The 16,906-nt window shown below is 41.0% G+C and carries 17 protein-coding genes; 1 reads left to right on the forward strand and 16 read right to left on the reverse strand.

Annotated elements, in window-relative coordinates:
* The 3 genes from M1403_01265 to M1403_01275 form a co-directional block, all read right to left on the reverse strand.
* Window positions 1-1,227, reverse strand: coding sequence for a glycosyltransferase (locus tag M1403_01265; protein ID MCL4397636.1), 1,227 nt, complete (start codon window positions 1,225-1,227; stop codon window positions 1-3).
* Window positions 1,224-1,799, reverse strand: a complete 576-nt coding sequence (locus M1403_01270; GenBank protein ID MCL4397637.1) for a class I SAM-dependent methyltransferase — start codon at window positions 1,797-1,799, stop codon at window positions 1,224-1,226. The genes M1403_01265 and M1403_01270 overlap by 4 nt, the downstream gene beginning before the upstream one ends.
* An 86-nt stretch (window positions 1,800-1,885) precedes the next feature.
* Complete coding sequence (locus M1403_01275) at window positions 1,886-3,139, reverse strand: oligosaccharide flippase family protein (GenBank protein MCL4397638.1); 1,254 nt, start codon at window positions 3,137-3,139, stop codon at window positions 1,886-1,888.
* 54 nt (window positions 3,140-3,193) lie between these two features.
* Between M1403_01275 and M1403_01280 the strand changes: the two genes are divergently transcribed.
* Window positions 3,194-4,180 (forward strand): GDP-mannose 4,6-dehydratase, encoded by a 987-nt coding sequence (locus M1403_01280; protein MCL4397639.1) that lies wholly within the window; start codon window positions 3,194-3,196, stop codon window positions 4,178-4,180.
* Here M1403_01280 and M1403_01285 read toward each other — a convergent pair.
* The 13 genes from M1403_01285 to M1403_01345 form a co-directional block, all read right to left on the reverse strand.
* Complete coding sequence (locus M1403_01285; protein MCL4397640.1) at window positions 4,068-5,231, reverse strand: glycosyltransferase family 4 protein; 1,164 nt, start codon at window positions 5,229-5,231, stop codon at window positions 4,068-4,070. The genes M1403_01280 and M1403_01285 overlap by 113 nt on opposite strands.
* Window positions 5,232-5,293: 62 nt before the next feature.
* Window positions 5,294-6,082 carry an FkbM family methyltransferase gene (locus tag M1403_01290; GenBank protein ID MCL4397641.1) on the reverse strand — a complete coding sequence of 263 codons (789 nt, stop codon included), beginning with the start codon at window positions 6,080-6,082 and terminating at the stop codon, window positions 5,294-5,296.
* The gene (locus M1403_01295; GenBank protein ID MCL4397642.1) at window positions 6,063-7,157 is read right to left on the reverse strand and encodes a glycosyltransferase family 4 protein; all 1,095 of its coding nucleotides are present in this window, start codon (window positions 7,155-7,157) and stop codon (window positions 6,063-6,065) included. The genes M1403_01290 and M1403_01295 overlap by 20 nt, the downstream gene beginning before the upstream one ends.
* Window positions 7,138-8,805 (reverse strand): glycosyltransferase family 39 protein, encoded by a 1,668-nt coding sequence (locus tag M1403_01300; protein ID MCL4397643.1) that lies wholly within the window; start codon window positions 8,803-8,805, stop codon window positions 7,138-7,140. Before M1403_01300 ends, M1403_01295 begins: the two co-directional genes overlap by 20 nt.
* Window positions 8,805-9,878: a glycosyltransferase family 4 protein gene (locus M1403_01305; protein ID MCL4397644.1), complete on the reverse strand. Its 1,074-nt coding sequence runs from the start codon at window positions 9,876-9,878 to the stop codon at window positions 8,805-8,807. The genes M1403_01300 and M1403_01305 overlap by 1 nt, the downstream gene beginning before the upstream one ends.
* Window positions 9,875-11,197, reverse strand: coding sequence for a glycosyltransferase family 39 protein (locus M1403_01310; protein ID MCL4397645.1), 1,323 nt, complete (start codon window positions 11,195-11,197; stop codon window positions 9,875-9,877). The genes M1403_01305 and M1403_01310 overlap by 4 nt, the downstream gene beginning before the upstream one ends.
* Entirely contained in the window at window positions 11,088-12,056 is a 969-nt protein-coding gene (locus M1403_01315; protein ID MCL4397646.1) for a glycosyltransferase family 4 protein, read from the reverse strand. The genes M1403_01310 and M1403_01315 overlap by 110 nt, the downstream gene beginning before the upstream one ends.
* On the reverse strand, window positions 12,053-13,186 hold the full coding sequence (locus M1403_01320; GenBank protein ID MCL4397647.1) for a glycosyltransferase family 4 protein: 1,134 nt from the start codon (window positions 13,184-13,186) through the stop codon (window positions 12,053-12,055). The genes M1403_01315 and M1403_01320 overlap by 4 nt, the downstream gene beginning before the upstream one ends.
* A gap of 4 nt (window positions 13,187-13,190) precedes the next feature.
* Window positions 13,191-13,517 (reverse strand): DUF2304 family protein, encoded by a 327-nt coding sequence (locus M1403_01325; protein MCL4397648.1) that lies wholly within the window; start codon window positions 13,515-13,517, stop codon window positions 13,191-13,193.
* Window positions 13,514-14,191 (reverse strand): glycosyltransferase family 2 protein, encoded by a 678-nt coding sequence (locus M1403_01330; GenBank protein ID MCL4397649.1) that lies wholly within the window; start codon window positions 14,189-14,191, stop codon window positions 13,514-13,516. The genes M1403_01325 and M1403_01330 overlap by 4 nt, the downstream gene beginning before the upstream one ends.
* Window positions 14,191-15,219: a hypothetical protein gene (locus M1403_01335; GenBank protein MCL4397650.1), complete on the reverse strand. Its 1,029-nt coding sequence runs from the start codon at window positions 15,217-15,219 to the stop codon at window positions 14,191-14,193. Before M1403_01335 ends, M1403_01330 begins: the two co-directional genes overlap by 1 nt.
* On the reverse strand, window positions 15,200-16,156 hold the full coding sequence (locus M1403_01340; GenBank protein MCL4397651.1) for a glycosyltransferase family 4 protein: 957 nt from the start codon (window positions 16,154-16,156) through the stop codon (window positions 15,200-15,202). Before M1403_01340 ends, M1403_01335 begins: the two co-directional genes overlap by 20 nt.
* Window positions 16,153-16,905: a glycosyltransferase family 2 protein gene (locus M1403_01345; protein MCL4397652.1), complete on the reverse strand. Its 753-nt coding sequence runs from the start codon at window positions 16,903-16,905 to the stop codon at window positions 16,153-16,155. Before M1403_01345 ends, M1403_01340 begins: the two co-directional genes overlap by 4 nt.
* Between the last annotated feature and the right edge of the window lies 1 nt (window position 16,906).

Consider the following 16,906-nt stretch of genomic DNA (forward strand, 5'->3'; position numbering starts at 1 on the left):
TTATAGCTCTCTAACTATTTTAAGAAATTTGAGAGAATTCATTTTGGCGTTATGGTTCGCCAGAAATGTGTCTTTAGCCTTCGATAACAAAGCACGGCGTATTTTTTTATTTGTGAGAAGAGTTTTGATTGCTTTTGCCAGCTCAGCCGAATTTTGCTCGGTGACAGTTAACGCGGTCCCCGTTTCTTTAGCGTAAGAAACAACCGCCGAGTATTTTGGTGCATATACAAGAATTGGTACTCCAGAAGCTAAGTATTCTGTATATTTTGCAGGAGTAGCTGTTCTTATTATATCTATATTTTTTGACCCGAATGACATGGGAACAAAAGCAATACCAGACGATCGGATAGTTTCCTGGACATGAGATGGTGCTACTTCGTTAAAGGTTACATTCATTGATAAAGTGATGCCTAACCGATTTAAGTCGTCTTTACAATTCGGAGAAATAATTGCTACTTTAACGTGTAATATTTTTAAGATATTTATGGCATCAAGAAGATCAATTATTCCTTGAACTTGAGCCCAATAAATTGATCCCACAAACACAATTGTTGAATTGTGTTTTATCTTTTCTCTATTATTTGCTTGAACAGCTCTATCAACTTCTACCGAGTTATAAATTAACTTTGAGTTAATTCCGTATCTTTTTTTGAAGTGGTCGCGCGTAGGTTTATTGTTTACAATTACATGTCTAGCACTTTTAAAGATCATGCCTTCAAGCGCCCATGCGAGAACAGAATCAAGTAATGATCGGGAGTTCCCTCGCCAAAGGTCAAATATCAGGATTAGGTAAGGCTTCCTGGTTAAAAAATGCAAAATGAATGTTGCCATTAGTTGTTCCCCGTTGGCGGTACCAACAAGCAGTTCTATATTCTCGGATTTAATCAGTCTAATGCCAGTTATTACTATTAATGTTGTTTCCCATATTATGTTTAATTGCTTGTTCGTAAATCTCTTTATTTTTGCTACAAGAGTATATTTTAAAGTAAATTGCTTGGTTCCGAGCTTTTTTTGTTCGGGAATTGGAAGGTAATAATAGTATTTTGCCGGAAGCCATTTCTCATCGGAAGAATTAATGTCTACAAATCCCGATCCGTTAGTTAAAAAACAATATGATCCTTGTGGGAATGTCTTAAAAAGATTATATAGCATTAAGGGGCCACCTTTTCTTTGCGGCGGAGCCCACGCAGAGAGAATCAAGGTCTTTTTTATCCTAGAGGCAATCATAGTGTTGATTTAACCGCAAGCAAATGAAAGCTTAAGGCAGGCATTCTTGAAAAAAAGAACTGGGAGACGTTGGCGACCACGAGCCAAATTGTTTTGGGTGAAAAACGGATGTAACCCTCTTCTCGACGAAGGAACTTAAGGCCGCCAGCACCAATGCATGCAAATCCGGCAGCGTTAAAATCTTTAGCAAACCACCCCGAACGGTGTTTATTCCATGGGTTTATTTCTGTATGTTTGTCGTCTTGAGAGATATACCCGTTAGGCGTAAGAATAATTACTTTTCTGCGAGCGATTCGCTGTGCTTGTTTAATCAATTCCCAGCCTTGCGTTTTATCTAAATGCTCGATAACATCAAAAGAAACTACAGCATCGAAGGAATTATCTTTAAATTTCTTCCACAATTTAGAAATATCCCCAACAATAACTTTGTGATACGCTTTAGATTCAAGTGCCTTCTTTGCGGCTGGAATATACGCTTCAACTCCCGTAATTCTTCCCAAAAACCGTACGTCCCTTAAAAAGGACTCTCTCCCATCACTGCAGCCGACATCTAAGATAGTAGTCGTTCCCATTAACTCTTCTCGCACCCTTTTCGAGATAAACTCTCTTTCGGGATAAAAAAATCTGTCTATTTTCCATCCGACACGACTCAATATTATCACTTGTAAACTAATAAAAAATAATTCTCAATTATTATAAAAACCTGTGTAGCTATTCTTGCCAGAATCAGACCTACTAAGCCAAGATAATACCCGAACCCGAAAGTTAATGCAATTTGTACGATAGGAGTAGTTACTCCCGATATTCCCATACGTCGATGCCTTTGCTTTGCCACCAATGCGGTTCCCATAACTCCAGGAACTATTGAAATCATATTCAAACCAGCTAATTGGGTTAATGGGATAGCTTGATTATATTTTGGGAAGAATAAATGAAAAAGCGTGGGGGCCAAAAAGTAGTAACCAACAATTCCCAAAACAATAACTAACGAAAAATACAAAACCTTGCGGGGCAAAAAGGAATTAATTTCGTCTACAGACAGGTGAACTAACTTTGGCATTGCTAAAGAAGGTATAAACTTAAAAAATATCCGAGCTTGCTCGGGGATAGAAATAGCTAGCGAATACATCGCTAGGCTCTCTGATCCCAGGAAATGCCACACTAAAATAGAGTCGAGATATTGGGCAACAGTATTTAAACAGTTAAGGATACTTTGGTATATACCCGTTTTAATAATGCTCTGATCTTGAGCCAAACTAGTTGGAAATTTTTGGATAATTAATTTATAAATAAAAATATTAAATAGCAAGGTTGAAATAAAATAACTACTTATAACAGCGAAAAGCCCTAATCTTAAAATTAGTGCAACTATTGAAACCAACATGGGAATAAAAAATACAACAAATGTAATTACTGAATAATGTTTGAAGTCCTTCCTTCCTAAAAATAACGCCGAATAGGTGTTAAATGCATTAGAGACGGGTATTACTAAACTAAGTAAGAGGACTGTTGACCCAAGAAATAAATTTTGAGAAATAAAGTAAAACAAGCTTAAGGAAATACCAACTAGTAATGGTAGCGTTCCGAATATTATTTGAACCCGCACTGCTTCTTTAAGTATGGCTTCTTTCTCCTTTGCTACAGCTAAAGTGACTGCGGTGTTCATTCCAGTTAATGTCAGAGCTCCAAGTAAAGAGGCGATGACAAAAACAAATTTGTAAAGTCCATATTCTTGAGGAGTAAACACACGGGTAAAAATTACTACTGAGATTAATGAAATTGCAGCGGTTAGTAGGTTAAGAATAGACAACCAAGCTGTGGAATAGGCAGCATAGTTCAAATCTAACCCCACGAGTAGTGATATTTTTTGAATTAAATTATTTGTTGGAGAGAAAGATTCAAGTATTTTCATTTATTATTTAATCCTGACTATACAAATTTACTTTTGTTAGTTATCATATCAAACATGAGAATTTTAATCACTGGTGGGGCCGGTTTTCAGGGAAGCCATATCGTGAATTATCTAGTTCAAAATGGTCACGAGATCACTATTCTTAATACCTTCTCGGAGTCTTCGCAAGAACGCCTTCTAACTCTAAAGGACAAGGTGACTACTGTGTGGGGAAGTGTTACTGATAAGGAGTTGGTTGACAAGACGGTCCGCGAACACGATCTGATTACCCATCTTGCCGCAAGAATAAATGTAGATGAGTCAGTTACGGACCCAAGATCTTATTTAGATGTTAATATTTATGGCACCTACAACATTTTAGAAGCCATCCGAAAGTTGACAAACAGGCCACGACTAATTTATTGGAGCACTTGTGAAGTTTACGGTGAACCCAAAAGAGGTATTACCTTAAATGAAGAATCAGAACTTCGCCCTCAAAGTCCATATGCCGCATCAAAAGCTGGAGCCGATCGCCTATGTTATTCTTATTATCAAACTTACGGTTTAAACATTGTCATAAGCCGTTTTTTTAATATTTTTGGAGAGGGACAAAAGTCAGGGCAACATGGCGCATTAATTCCCATAATGGTAGAAAGGGCAATACACGGAGAACCATTGACAGTATCCGGGACAGGCAAACAAACACGAGACTATACTTATATTTCTGATGTTATAAAAGCTTTCGGACTTCTTATGAACCACAAGGAATTATCCGGGCAAGCAGTTAACTTTGCTTCTGGAGTTAATACTTCTGTTATAGATATTGCTCAATACATCGCGAATAAACTAAAGGCGAAAGTCGTGCATACGCCAGCCCGCCCCGGCGAAGTAATGAAGTTTCCGGCAGACATTTCCAAGGCGAAAACACTTGGATTTAAGCCTACGGTAACTATTTGGGAAGGGATTGATCGGTATATTGACTGGCGGTTATCAAAGAAAGAACCCTCTTCGCCCGGTGCCTCCAAGTATATTTCTGCGAGACTGTTTGAAAAGCCTGAGTAGCAATTGTTTCGGCTAACTTTTTGTTAGTAATCAACTCCTTAATTCCTAGTGCTAAACTTTCTGGGCTACCCGGCTCAGCCAACAACGCAGTTTCCCGGTCAATCAACACTTCTTTTACGGAGGGGAGATCAGTAGCAATAATTGGATTTTTGGTAGCCATGTATTCAAACATCTTGAGTGGTGCCATTATATAAGCGTAGTGTTCTGTCCAAGGAAAGGGCATGGCACAAACATCAAAAGCGCGCATGTATTTGTAAAGAGTCTTTGGAGGGACGTGACCGATAAAATAATAATCGTCTTTAGCCAGATTGTTCTCTTTCGCTAGGCGGCGATATTTTTCTATCTGTTCCTCTGGTCCGCCAACACATACCAAAAATAATTTCTTATTTTCCTTCTTTAAAATTCCCATAGCAGAGATAAGCTCTGGTATACCCTTTTCCATGTTATTGGTCAAAAACCTGCCTCCATATCCGACAATAATTTTTTCAGAAGGTAGTTTTAATCCCTTTCGTAGCTCAGATTTGGAAGTTTGATAATCAAAATCCTGCAAGTTTATACTATTTGGGAGAACTTCTATTTTCCCTGCAAAATTCTTCTTTGTGTAATATTCTGCCATTTTATGAGTAGTGGTAACTATAATATCTACCCTGCTAAGTGCAATCTTTTCCAGTAACCGTTCATAGAAATTACCAGGCAAAATATGCACTTCATAAACAACTGTAGGGCTATATATTAGTTTGATCAGCTTAAGTAAAACTAAAATTTCTTTACATTCAGTAAACAAGTGCACATATTTTCTCTTGTTGGTGAAGAGATACAGGACCAGTCCAAGACTATATGACCAGCTCATAACAAAATAGCGTAAATGTGAGAAAAACCGCTCCGTTAACAAAGTCTCCGGTAATATCAGGCAAGGCAAACTTTTTAAGACATACCTGTTTGGTGCTAGCTGATAATAATCCCAAAAATTTTCTTTAATTGTTTTTACCGGCGGAATTCTGGGTTGTAACAACTCTAATTTGTGACCATTATCAAAAAAAGCCTGGCACATAACAGCAATCATTCGGGAGACACCACGCTGCTCTGGCATCCTAATTTTGGTAACAAAAGAAATTAGCATGTTAGGCGAACTAAACTACGTACACCGTTTAAAGGAACTATTTTTTGTTTATATCCAGGAAACAAAGACAAAAACCGTCTTAAAGATGCTTTCATTAAATCCGGGTGCACCTCACCTATAAGATAATCAGTACCATGCTTATTCTTAAATGAACGAAATACCTTATATTCTTCACCTTCAATATCAAACTTTACAAGATCTATTTTCCTGATCCCAAGTTCTTTAACGATAGAATCAAGTGAACGACACTGGACATCAATACTCATCTGTTTAGGATATCTTTGAAAAAGTGAAGAAGACATACTACCGTCGCTAATGTATAACTTATTTGTTTGGTTAACATCGGACAAGGCGAAATTGTAGGCTTTCACTCCATCGAAAGACGCAATATTTCTCTTAAGGATTAAGTAGTTATCGGGGTTCGGCTCGAAACAGAATATTTTTGATTTCGGGTAAAGTAGTTTAAAGTATATAACTGATGTGCCGATATGAGAACCCAGGTCCAGAATAACGGGATTATTCTGATTTAGGCTTACTTTATAAGTCTCATTGATAAAAATGTCTTCTATGGCTACCGTATCAATATTGTCCCGGACCGTTAACACGAACTGAGTTCCAAACTTTTGAAATGATAGCTTAAATTGAGTATCGGGAAATATCCCCAGTTTTTGCCTTATCGGGGACCAGACAAAGATAATTAGCAATTTTATTCTTGTTAAATTATCTGCGGACAAGGAAAAAAGGTGAAACCTGAATAAATTTCTAATTGTAGTTAGTGTCATGAATCGTCAACTTATACATTGAGAGCATGTCTTTTTTGATTTTTTCTAATTCACCATCAATTAAGACAAGTTTTCTTCCCGCTAACGCCATTTTTTGATATTTTTGCGGGTGACGCAAAATTTCCACGATTCCTTCAGCCATTTTTTTAACATTACCCACCGGAACCACATAGCCGGTTTTGTTCTGAATCACAATCTCGCCGGCGCAACCGGTATTGGTCATTATTACCGGCGTTCCCCGGGCCAGAGCCTCTAAACAAACCAACGCCCAGCCTTCATGATTACTGGAAAGAGCAAATAAAGAAGCTTTCTCCACTATTTTTTTAATTTCATCCGGCTTCTTCCAGCCTAAGACATTTGCCCCATCTCCGATATTTTTCCGCTCTTCTCCATCCCCCACAATCCATAATTCTATATTAGGTATTTGCTTTCTGGCTATATTGACCGCCTCTACTAATGACGGAAAATTTTTCTGTTTAGCTATCCGGCCAACTGTAACAATTAGATCTTTCTGGCGTTTAGCTTTTTTTACCGGTCTGAGAAACTCTTCGTTGATTCTTACGCCAACATAGCCAATCTTATTCTTCAAACCCGGATACCTGCGTTTAATATCATCGCGAATGTGGTTGTTCCTTGCTCTGACGCTGTCTGCCTGAGTCAAAACCAGTAATCCCAAATAATAGAGAAAGCGGTTAAACAGCGACTCTTCCCTAAAATACCGGCTGTTAAAAAACTCGCTATGGATTTGAATATTCAAAGGATACTTGAGAAACCGTTTAACTAAAATCCCGGCAACCCCGGTAGCAAACGGATCCTGGGCGCTGATTAAATCAAATTTTGTATCGATATCCCGGACAATTTTTAGGGTATCCAGAACATAACTAAATTTATTTGTACTGTTTGTGGGGATTATTTTTAAATTCCTCCGGCTAACGGCTCTTTTATTTTCTTTCTCCAAAGTAAAAACAATGACCGTTAAACCGGAAAGAGCGGAAGCATAAAATTGGTGCCGTCGGAAGACATCAGAGGTGGGGTCAAATAAACATTTATCCAGACTAATTGTTAGAACGTTCATAGTTAACACTAAGATCAGAAACAACTATCCGCCATTGATCCGTTACCCCCGGACGGGCGGAACATAAGCTATACTTTGACTTATATGCTGTCCCTAAATAGAACTCCTTGATTTTATCATTTAGTCCAAGATAACGCCGGAGTTGTAAGGGGTGATTGTTTAAATCCACGTTAAGGCAGCTTCGGTTCGTATAAGCCGCTGTCAAATTGGCTTGCAAACTTTTCCAGCCCCGATCTTCAAGAAAGCCCCTGGTTGTTAGGGAAAAATTCCGCCTAAGATTAGCCAACGGGGGAGGATAAGTTTCTGTAAAGCGTTCACTAACTTTAAAACTAGTGTTAAAGAATGTAGAGCCGGTATAAATTGCTGAATAACAAATTAAAACAGCAAGCAATAGCCAAAATCTTTTGAAACTAAAAACCAGAGTTACAATTAACGGAACAGTTAAAAAATAAAGATAATAAACCCTTATACCGTTGGAGAGAAAAAAAGCCGTAGTTACAAATATTAACGTGAGAATAAATTTGTTTGGTTTCAAAACTAGACTTACAGCAAAGGCTAAAAACAGAATGAGCCCATACTGGTCAGTAAGAATCGACAAAAAATTATAAACATTCTGCAATGGTGAGAATTGCACCATCGAAGCTCCTGGATTCGTTGGCGTGTGAAAGATCCTTGAAAAAAATATATCCATGTAACCTGTAGAAAGATAAGCGCCAAGATTGTAAACAATTACTGGAAGAAACATCAGTAAAAAAATTGTCAGAAACCTTGCCCGAAACTTGGTAAAAAGCAGAGCAACCGGAACAAAAATAACCGCCACTGCCTTTACTAACATTGCTCCTCCCAAAAAAATTGAACTTAAAATAAGATACTCATTTTTCTTTGTTTTTAAATGCCGGGTATAGAAGTAAAGAAACAAAACTAGATAAAAACCTAAAAACATTTCCCGTTGGAAAATTCTGCTTAGAAAAACGTGATAATTGTTTACGGCTAACAAAAGTGCACCTAAAAATGCTAATTTTTGGTCTTCTGCAATCTCTAAAATTAAATAATAAGTTACTCCAACAGTAATGACCCCTAACATTGCCGGGGCAGCACGATACATCCAGTCAGATAAAAGATCCAATCCATGTGGTTCTAGAATTTGCATAGTAAAGTGCTGGATATACATTGTTAAGGGTGGATGAGCTGAAAAAGATAAAACATACGCTTTCCTCCCGGCAAAAATACCGTCTACAAGGTTATAAGCTTGATAACCGAGATCGTACTCATCACTATTTAAATCCGCACGGTTAAGCTGGTAAAAAGAAAAGAAAACCGAAACTAAAATTGGAATAACTACTAGCCAGTTAATCTTTAAGTTCAGTTTGAGAGTCTCTTTCTTTTTAACGAAGAAAACTAACAACCAGGCTAAAAGATGTAAGCCAACAAGCATCATCAGATCTCCTGACAAATGTGGACCAAAAATCGCTGCCGCACTCTGGCCCTCCCGTAAGACATTTAAAAATCCTGCCGGATAAGTCAAAAGAAGACTTAGACCAATAGAGCTGAAAATCCTTTCCGCCCAAGATTTGGGGTTATCTAAAAGTAAAAGACTTAACGGGTAGCCGGAAAATAAGTAAACAAAAAATAAAAGTATCGGTGTCATCAGGCTAGTTGTATTAAATGCTCTTCGACTTTCCGGGAGATGTTGCCCCAATCGTATTTTTCTGCTACCAGCATTCTGGCGTTTCTGACTAATTTCTCGCGTAACTTGGAGTCTTTATATATTTTCTCTATTGCTTGGGCCAACCCAGTGGGATCGTCGGGAGTTACCAATAAACCAGTCTTATTGTTATCAAGGAAATCGATTATCCCTCCAACCGGGGTGCCGATTACCGGTATCCCGGCCGCCATCGCTTCAATAAAAGAATTCCCGAAACCCTCAAAACGGGATGGTCGAACAAACAAATCACTCTTAGCCAATAATTGCGGGATCTTCTCCGAATCAACGCGGCCCAGAAAAACTATTTTATCGGTTAGGCCTAGTTTAGTTACTAAATTTTCCAGCTCCCGTCTTTGCGGTCCTTCGCCGGCAACAGTTAATTCAAAAGGTATATCCAGGTCCCCGCAGGCTTCAATCAGGGTGTCAATGCCATTACGCGGTATCAATGATGACGTTGTAATAATTTTGATTTTTGAATTTTTTTGAGATTGGGAATTTTGAACTTGAAACTTGGCAGTGTCTACACCATTAGGTATTATCACCACTTTTTTGGCACCGTATTTTTTTGCTAAACCGGCGCTATAGCTGCTGACCGCAGCGACAGTATCCATGTATCTTAGCGGAAACATCAGCACGGTATTAAACATCGGGCCTAAATATTTCTGAAAGACTTGGGCCGCCCGCCCTTTGCCCACCCATTCTTCCGTGGCCAGGTTTGGGTTCTGGCAGGTGACATAGACCGGTTTTCGCGTTAAAAGTTTTAGAAATAAACCGGCCCAACACAAATATTCCTGTTTTAACCAGATGATGTCAAACTTTTCCTTTAAAACCTCGGGGATAACAAAAATTGAGTACGTCAGCCAGCTAAGATTGGGAATTTTCGGGTAAGAGATTTCGTTTATTAGTGTTACCTTCTCAAAACTTGGAGCTATCCGTTTTAAAACTTCAACGAAATGCGCCTCGGCGCCGCCAATTTTTTTTGGATCGAAACCTCCGCCAATTGCCAGAAGCTTCATTTGTTTTCTCCTTTTAGGGAAATTCTTCCTCCGGGATAGTAATAGATGGTCTTATACGACGGATTTATCTCGCTTGGGTCAAGAGTATAAATCACCGGCCGGTTGGCGTAATAGGAGGCAAACCAGCCGTCGAAGGGAACGCTGGGGTCAAAACTGACAACTTGCACTTTGTCCGTCGGCATTGTGTTGGCTCCGGCATATTCCCCAATCCTCGCGCTCTCGCGGTATAAACTGCTGTCTTCCAAGGCCATAATAAAATTCCAACGCGCGGCAATCATCACCACCACAAGCAAAGCGACAAGCCAATAAGGCCGGATAACCAGGGCCGTAGACAAGGCTAGAAAAGGCCAAAAATAGATCAGCAGATAATCATGTCGGGAAGCCGCGTCGCGAAAAACCAGGGGATAAATTACCGCGTACATCAAAAATAAGATAGTAATTCTATTTCTTTTCCAAACCAAGCCAATAGCAGCCAGAGGCACCAACAAAAAGTAATAAGCCCACGACCAGCTGGCCAAAGTTCTTACATACCAGACCATATTAACCCCGGATGTTCTTAACAGAAATATTTCCCGCAAGCCTCCGCCAAAAAAATCGTTGGTCACAAAGTGGTCATGGAGTAAGTGGATGCCAAACAGGGCCGGGGCGGTAATAAAAAGCAGCAGATATTTTTTATTCCAGGATTTTGTCAAAAAAGCATGGAGGGCAATCGCCGGCACGAGGAAAAATCCCGGCCAGGTTAAAAGTTCAGCCGCGGTAATGGCCGCAAACATGGGCCAGAATTTTTTGTTCAGATAAAACCAGAAGGAGAGCAGAACAAAAAACATCAAAGGAATCTCGTGGACGGGCATTTTTCCAAAATAGATAAACATTGGAGTTACCAGCCAGAAAAAAGAAGCGATGATTGCCGTTTTTCGATCTAAGAATTTCTCGGCAATTTTATAAAAGACAGCTATTGCCCCCAGCGAGAAAACCATGGCCATCAGCCGCGAAACCCAGTTGGCTATCCCGAAGACTTTAAAAAAGAGGGCCCACAACAAAGCGAAGGCAGGCAGGAAATGGAAATTATAATCGTATTCTAATAGGTTGTTTACCGGTCCCGCGTTGAGGGTCATGGCGAAAGAGGTTTTAAACGGACCGTTGACAGCGAAATTTTTGGCCACCTGTCCCCAATACACCCCATTCCAGTCATGATGTCCCCAGAAAGGTTTATTGAGGTTGTAGCTTAGAATAAGCGTGGCTGTAAGAAGAATAATAAACAGCGGCGACCTTATCCCAGGAATAGTTTTTCTTAACAAATTCGTAACCGTTTTCACCATAATTCTTCTTATCCTTAATTATAACCCGAATAGCGTCCGCCAACTGGACGGCATTCCCGGGCGCCACTATTAATCCACATTTTGCTGTCTCAATCAATTTTTTACAATCCCCGACATCAGTGGCCACTATGGGCAGCTTGCTGGCCATAGCTTCCAGAAGAACTATTGGCAGTCCTTCAGACAGTGACGGCAAGACAAAAAGATCCGCCTGTTTGAAGCGTTGTATCTTCTCCCGGCCGTAAATCCCGTCGGCCAGATCCAGCTCAACTTTGGGATTATCAATCTTTTTAACGGCTTCCTCCAGAAATCTGACTCCTTTTACCGGATCGTATTTCCGCCCGATCCAAAATATCCTGAACTTAGCCGGGTCCTTCTTTGCTTTGACAGCATCGAATTCTTTGATATTAATCCCATTGCTCACAGTCAAATAACCATCCAGGTTGCCAGCAGAAAAACGATAATCAAACGGCCAAACCCGAAGGACCAGCCATAACCACAATCGGCCAATTCCCAGACTGTCCAGTAGTCCTCCGCCAACCATTTTTTTCCCCAGTCCGTGGACAGTAACCGCTGTTTTTTTGTCCCGCAATTTTACAATCGGCAGAAAGGCACTTGTGGAAAAATTATGGCTATGATAAATATCGTAGTCAGAGGTAAATAAGAATCTTAAAACCCAAAAGGCGAACCAGACCCGGTGGAAAAAATTAGAAAACTTAAACTTTGGATTAATAAGCGTCGGGGCGATAATATCAACCTGATACTCATATTTTTCTTTCAGGATTTTTGCAACCTGCTTAACATGTTCCTGACCGCCGCCCCAAACCGGCAGCCAGGCATCGGTCAGCATGCAAATTTTCATATTTCTTTAGCGTATACCCGCAAAGTTTCTCCGGCGGCAGTTTCCAGAGTATTTGCGCCGGCAAACCGTGTGGCTCTTTCCTTTAATTTCTGGTATTTATTTTTATCTTTAACCAACTCTTCCAACTTATCAGCTAAGTCCCGCGGATCGCCGGTTTTAAAAAGCAGCCCAGCCTGGCTTTTTTGGGCGATTTCCTGATTAACGGGGATATCACTATTCACAAACGGCAAACCGCAGCCGGCCGCTTCCAGAGTTACGATTCCGAAGCCTTCAATGGCCGACGGCAAGCAAAAAATTTGGCTTTGCGCCATTTGTTTTAACACCTCTTCATGAGGAAGGTTTCCCAAAAACCGCACCTGGTTTTTGACCCCCAGGTTTTCTGCTAGTTTTTCCAGCTTACTCTTCTGTGGCCCGTCGCCAACAATTTTGTATGCCAAAATAATTCCCCGTTTTTTAAGTTCCGAAATTGCTTTAATAACCGTGTCGTTATGCTTATATCCGACCAGACGATTGACCGAGATTATCTCTTTTATTGGATTCAATTTTTTGTTATTGGAAATTACTTCAATCCCAGGATAAATAACAGAAATCTTTGAAGCTTTTATCCCTTTTTTCTCCAGTTTTTCCCGGGTCATTTCACTTAGGGCAATGTAATTATCGGCCCTGATAGTAAAACCCAGCCATTCGTTAACAAAATTAACAGAACCATTTATCAAACCCAAGGCCTTAACCCAGCCCCGAAAGCCCAAAATATCCGGAACCCAATAGACCAATTTCTTTCTTTTCAATCTGGCAATTAAAAAAGAGGCCACATAAACTGCGGTGTTGTTGGCGTCAACTACCTCAAAATCAGTTTTGAGGCCGTTAGGAATTAAACTTAAAGCAAAAAGGAGTCGGGAAAGATCAGAACCGGATTGAACATAACTATATTTCGGGCCGATTCTTATAACTTTGATTCCGCTCCAATTATCGTTCCTGCCAGTTCCCGGTAAATTGGCCGTTAACACTGTTACCTCATGCCCGCTCTTTGCCAATTGTTTAGCCAGATAATAAGTCCGCGTTTCGCAGCCGCCGGTAATTTCGCCCCCGTCTTCAACCGGAAAAAACTCGGAAAGCAGAAGAATCTTCATAGGGCTATTTCTTGTCCTGAAGCGCGATCTTGCGAACCAGTTCCGTGATTTCGTGGCGAATATCTTCCATGAGAACGTATGCCCGGAACATGAGATAGAAAAGAGTAACTATCGACGCATAAACAATTAAGTCCACTCCCCGACCGATTCCCAAAAACTGGGCAAAGTGAGTAGTTTCGTTGGGAAAAACTACTACTGTGATCGCCCCGCTGAAAAGGATAGCCCAAAACCCAAATTCAGCCACCGACACCTTGTGGTCACGTAAACGGAGAAACACCCGGCTAAGGGCAAACAGCAGAGAGACGATTAAGATGATCTGAATTATATTCATCGAAATAATCTTAAGAGCATGCCTTTGCCCACGCTTACAGCCTGCCAAAGCGACGGGTCGTTATGCGAATGGTTCTGGCTGTATTCAGTATAAATCGGTTTAATGGAAATTTCCTTTAACCTTAAATTATTGCGCCTGATTTCCATAAAAAACTCGTTGCTGACTTCCATTCTATCAGTTTTAATGGCTATTTTTTCAATCGCTTGTCGGTTGAAAGCCCTAAGCCCAGAAGTCGTATCGGTTGTCCAGATGTGGTACAGCAGTAAAGTCGCAAGGTTGCTGGCATAATTGACTGCTGTCCGGGCCAACGGCATACCCCGGGGATTAATCAGCCGGCTGCCGATAACGACATCCGCTTGTTCGTTTTTAATTGGTAATATCAGCTTTTCCAAATCTTTAGCCTTATGTTGCCCGTCTCCATCGAAAGTAATCAATAATTCGTGGCCCTTGCGCCGGGCATACTCAAACCCGGTTCCCAGCGCCGCCCCCAGACCTCGGTTGACCACATGCCGCAAAACCGTTGCTTTTTTCTCCGCCGCAACCTTACTGGTCTGATCCGTGGAGCCATCGTCTACAACCAGAATATCTCTATAACCATAAGATTGGAGATCACCAATCACTTCGCCAATTTTCTTTTCTTCATTATGAGCCGGAACCACAATTAAAGTTTTCATCAGCTAACCCAATAGCCACGGGTAAAAAGCGCGGTAAGTATCCCCAATAGTACAACAAAAAAAGACAAAATTGCCAGCTTAAGGCGGGTATTTTTTATTGCAGCCAGGCCGATATAGATCGGAAAAATTGTTAACAGGTATCGTGGCATGGAAGAAAGCGTCCCCGAAAACGATGGTAATAAAAAGGCCGCCCAGGAGAAAATTGCCCAGGAAACGGGTATTTTCCTTCGCGCGGATAACCAAAACAGGACTGCGGCTCCAAAAAGAAAAGCAACGAATTCCAGACCGGCGATCCAATAATCATAATGGGCGGGGTTGGCCGTAAAAAATATTTTCAAATAGCGAAACAGGACCTGTAAAGGATTAACGAGGGTTGAAAACGAGTCCGCGCGGCCGTTTTGGAAAGCACTTTGGGCTGATAGGAAAAACAGCGGTTTCCCAAAGCGAATTCCCAGGTACAATGAATATGCCGCCAATCCCAACCAGGCAAACGGATGGAGAAAAGATCCGACCAGCCGCGTCGCCCCGGCGGGGATGCTGAAAAATTTTGAATAGGAATAGGTCAGCAAAACCAGGAGGAGAAAAAACGATTCCGTATAGATTGCGCCGAAGAAAAATGATGTCGGGAAAGCAAACAAAAAAGCCACCGCCCATTTATTTTTTGTGAGGCTATACAACACTATGGCTGCCAAAAGAATCGAAAGATTGGAAATGAGCAGACCGGCAACAAGAGGATTTAGAAAATTGGAGAAGAGGTTCATCAGCATCGGGTATAAAGGAAAAAAGACTTGAGTCCCAAAACCGTCATAGCCGTTTTTCGCCAGCATAAGGTAATGGACACCATCAAAACTCCCCCACTGCCACAGCCACTGTGGCAGCCCGCTGCCTTTAAGAATGGTATCAAAATAAGGAAAGCTGCCTTTAAATGGCAAATACCTTATCCCCAGGTACTCAAAAAACAGCAAACCAAACCGCCAAACTGCAAATATGACAAGAATAAAGGCATTATCACGCCAGAATTTTTTCATAGACTTCATAGGTTTGTTTTGCCGTTTTCGTCCAGGAAAACTTGGCCGCCTGAGCCAACTCTTTTCCAGATGGTTTAACCGCAACTATCTTATCAGCCATATCGTCAACATCTGTTACATCAGTATAGGTAGCCGCGTCGCCGGCAATTTCCGGCAGACTGCCATTTTTACCGCAAATGACCGGTGTCCCGCAGGCCATCGCTTCCAGAACCGGCAGTCCAAAACCCTCATAGATTGACGGTTGAACATAGACTTTTGCCCGGTTATAAAGTTTAACCAGCTCTGAAGTTTCCACAAATCCCCTGGCGATGACATTTTTACCGTCAATAAAAGACTGTACTTCTTTCAATGACCGGGCTTCGATATTGTTTCCCGCCGTCTGGGTAAACTCCTTTCCTACCAGCACGAGAGGAATATTAACCTTCCGGCAGGCCTCTACCAGAGGAACAACATTTTTATTCCAATTGCCACCGCCAACGTAAAGAACAAAGTTTTCTCTTTTTATTTTTAGCGGTTTAAAGGCTTCATCGGGGGCTAGATAAGTTACTTGTGACTGTAAACCTATTATTTGTTGAATATCTTTTTTCGAGCAAACAGAATCTGTGAGGATAGCGTCTACTTTACTTAAAAGAAACCGTTGCCAAGGCCAAACGATCTTTGCCCGCAACCCAAATGGATAATGCTCAGGAAATTTTAGAGGGGTTACATCATGCAGTGTCACCACCGTTTTAGCAGTAGTAATTGGTGAAAGCGTCGGCCAGGAAAAATCAAAATAGGGATAATGGACAATGTCAAATCCTGTAGTGGGTACATACGGTACATCAATCCAACGAACATCAACCAAAGGTTGCAAAGCTTCAAAGAGCCGCTTGGCATAAAAGCCAACACCCCTCACGGAGTGCCCCACTATCGGAGGTTTTACCATGGCAACTCTCATATCTTTTTTTCTATGCTTTTAAAATATGCTACGGGAAATAGTAACGCCTGAAACAGGGCCCAAACAAAACCTGGAAAACCGTCAAGAAAACCCAGGTGGCGAAAATACACAATTACAAACCCCTGCAAAGGGTCAAAGAGGGGCCGCCAGAAAAGATATTGGAACCAGCCGCCGTTAACTTCTTTTGCCATAATGTCTGAATACCGGTTAAAGCGCCGGTCCAGATAGACGCCAAAAGTCGGGTTATTGTAGTGGAGCAAATCATTTTTCAAGTAGCCTGTTTTTCCTTCAACCACTGCTTGTTCATGAACGCTTTTTGCCGGAAGATTACCCTTACCCCGGCGGTATAATCGCATAGTATAGTCTGGGTAAGTTCCGCCTTTTTTTAAAAAACGGCCGAGGAAAAAATTTGCCCGGGGAATCCAGAAACCGTTTTCTTCCGGGATACTCTCAAGAGTATCTGCAATTTCCTTCTTCAGCGCCGGACTGACGACTTCATCGGCATCCAGTTGCAAAATCCATTCGCCGGTGGCCGCGTCATTGGCCATTCTTTTGTTAATGTGGAAATTAGGCTTGTTAGTAGTGGATATTACTTTAGCTTTATATTTTTTAGCGATTTCGACTGTTCTATCCAGAGATTTTCCATCTGCAATTACGATTTCATCAGCGATGTCCTTTACTGAATCCAGACAACGGGGCAAAAATTTTTCCTCATTAAAAGTGGCCAAGGTGACCGAAAGTTTAGTCATA

This window comes from Patescibacteria group bacterium (genome assembly GCA_023380635.1).
In the GTDB taxonomy this organism is placed as follows: Bacteria; Patescibacteriota; Microgenomatia; order JAMCZE01; family JAMCZE01; genus JAMCRP01.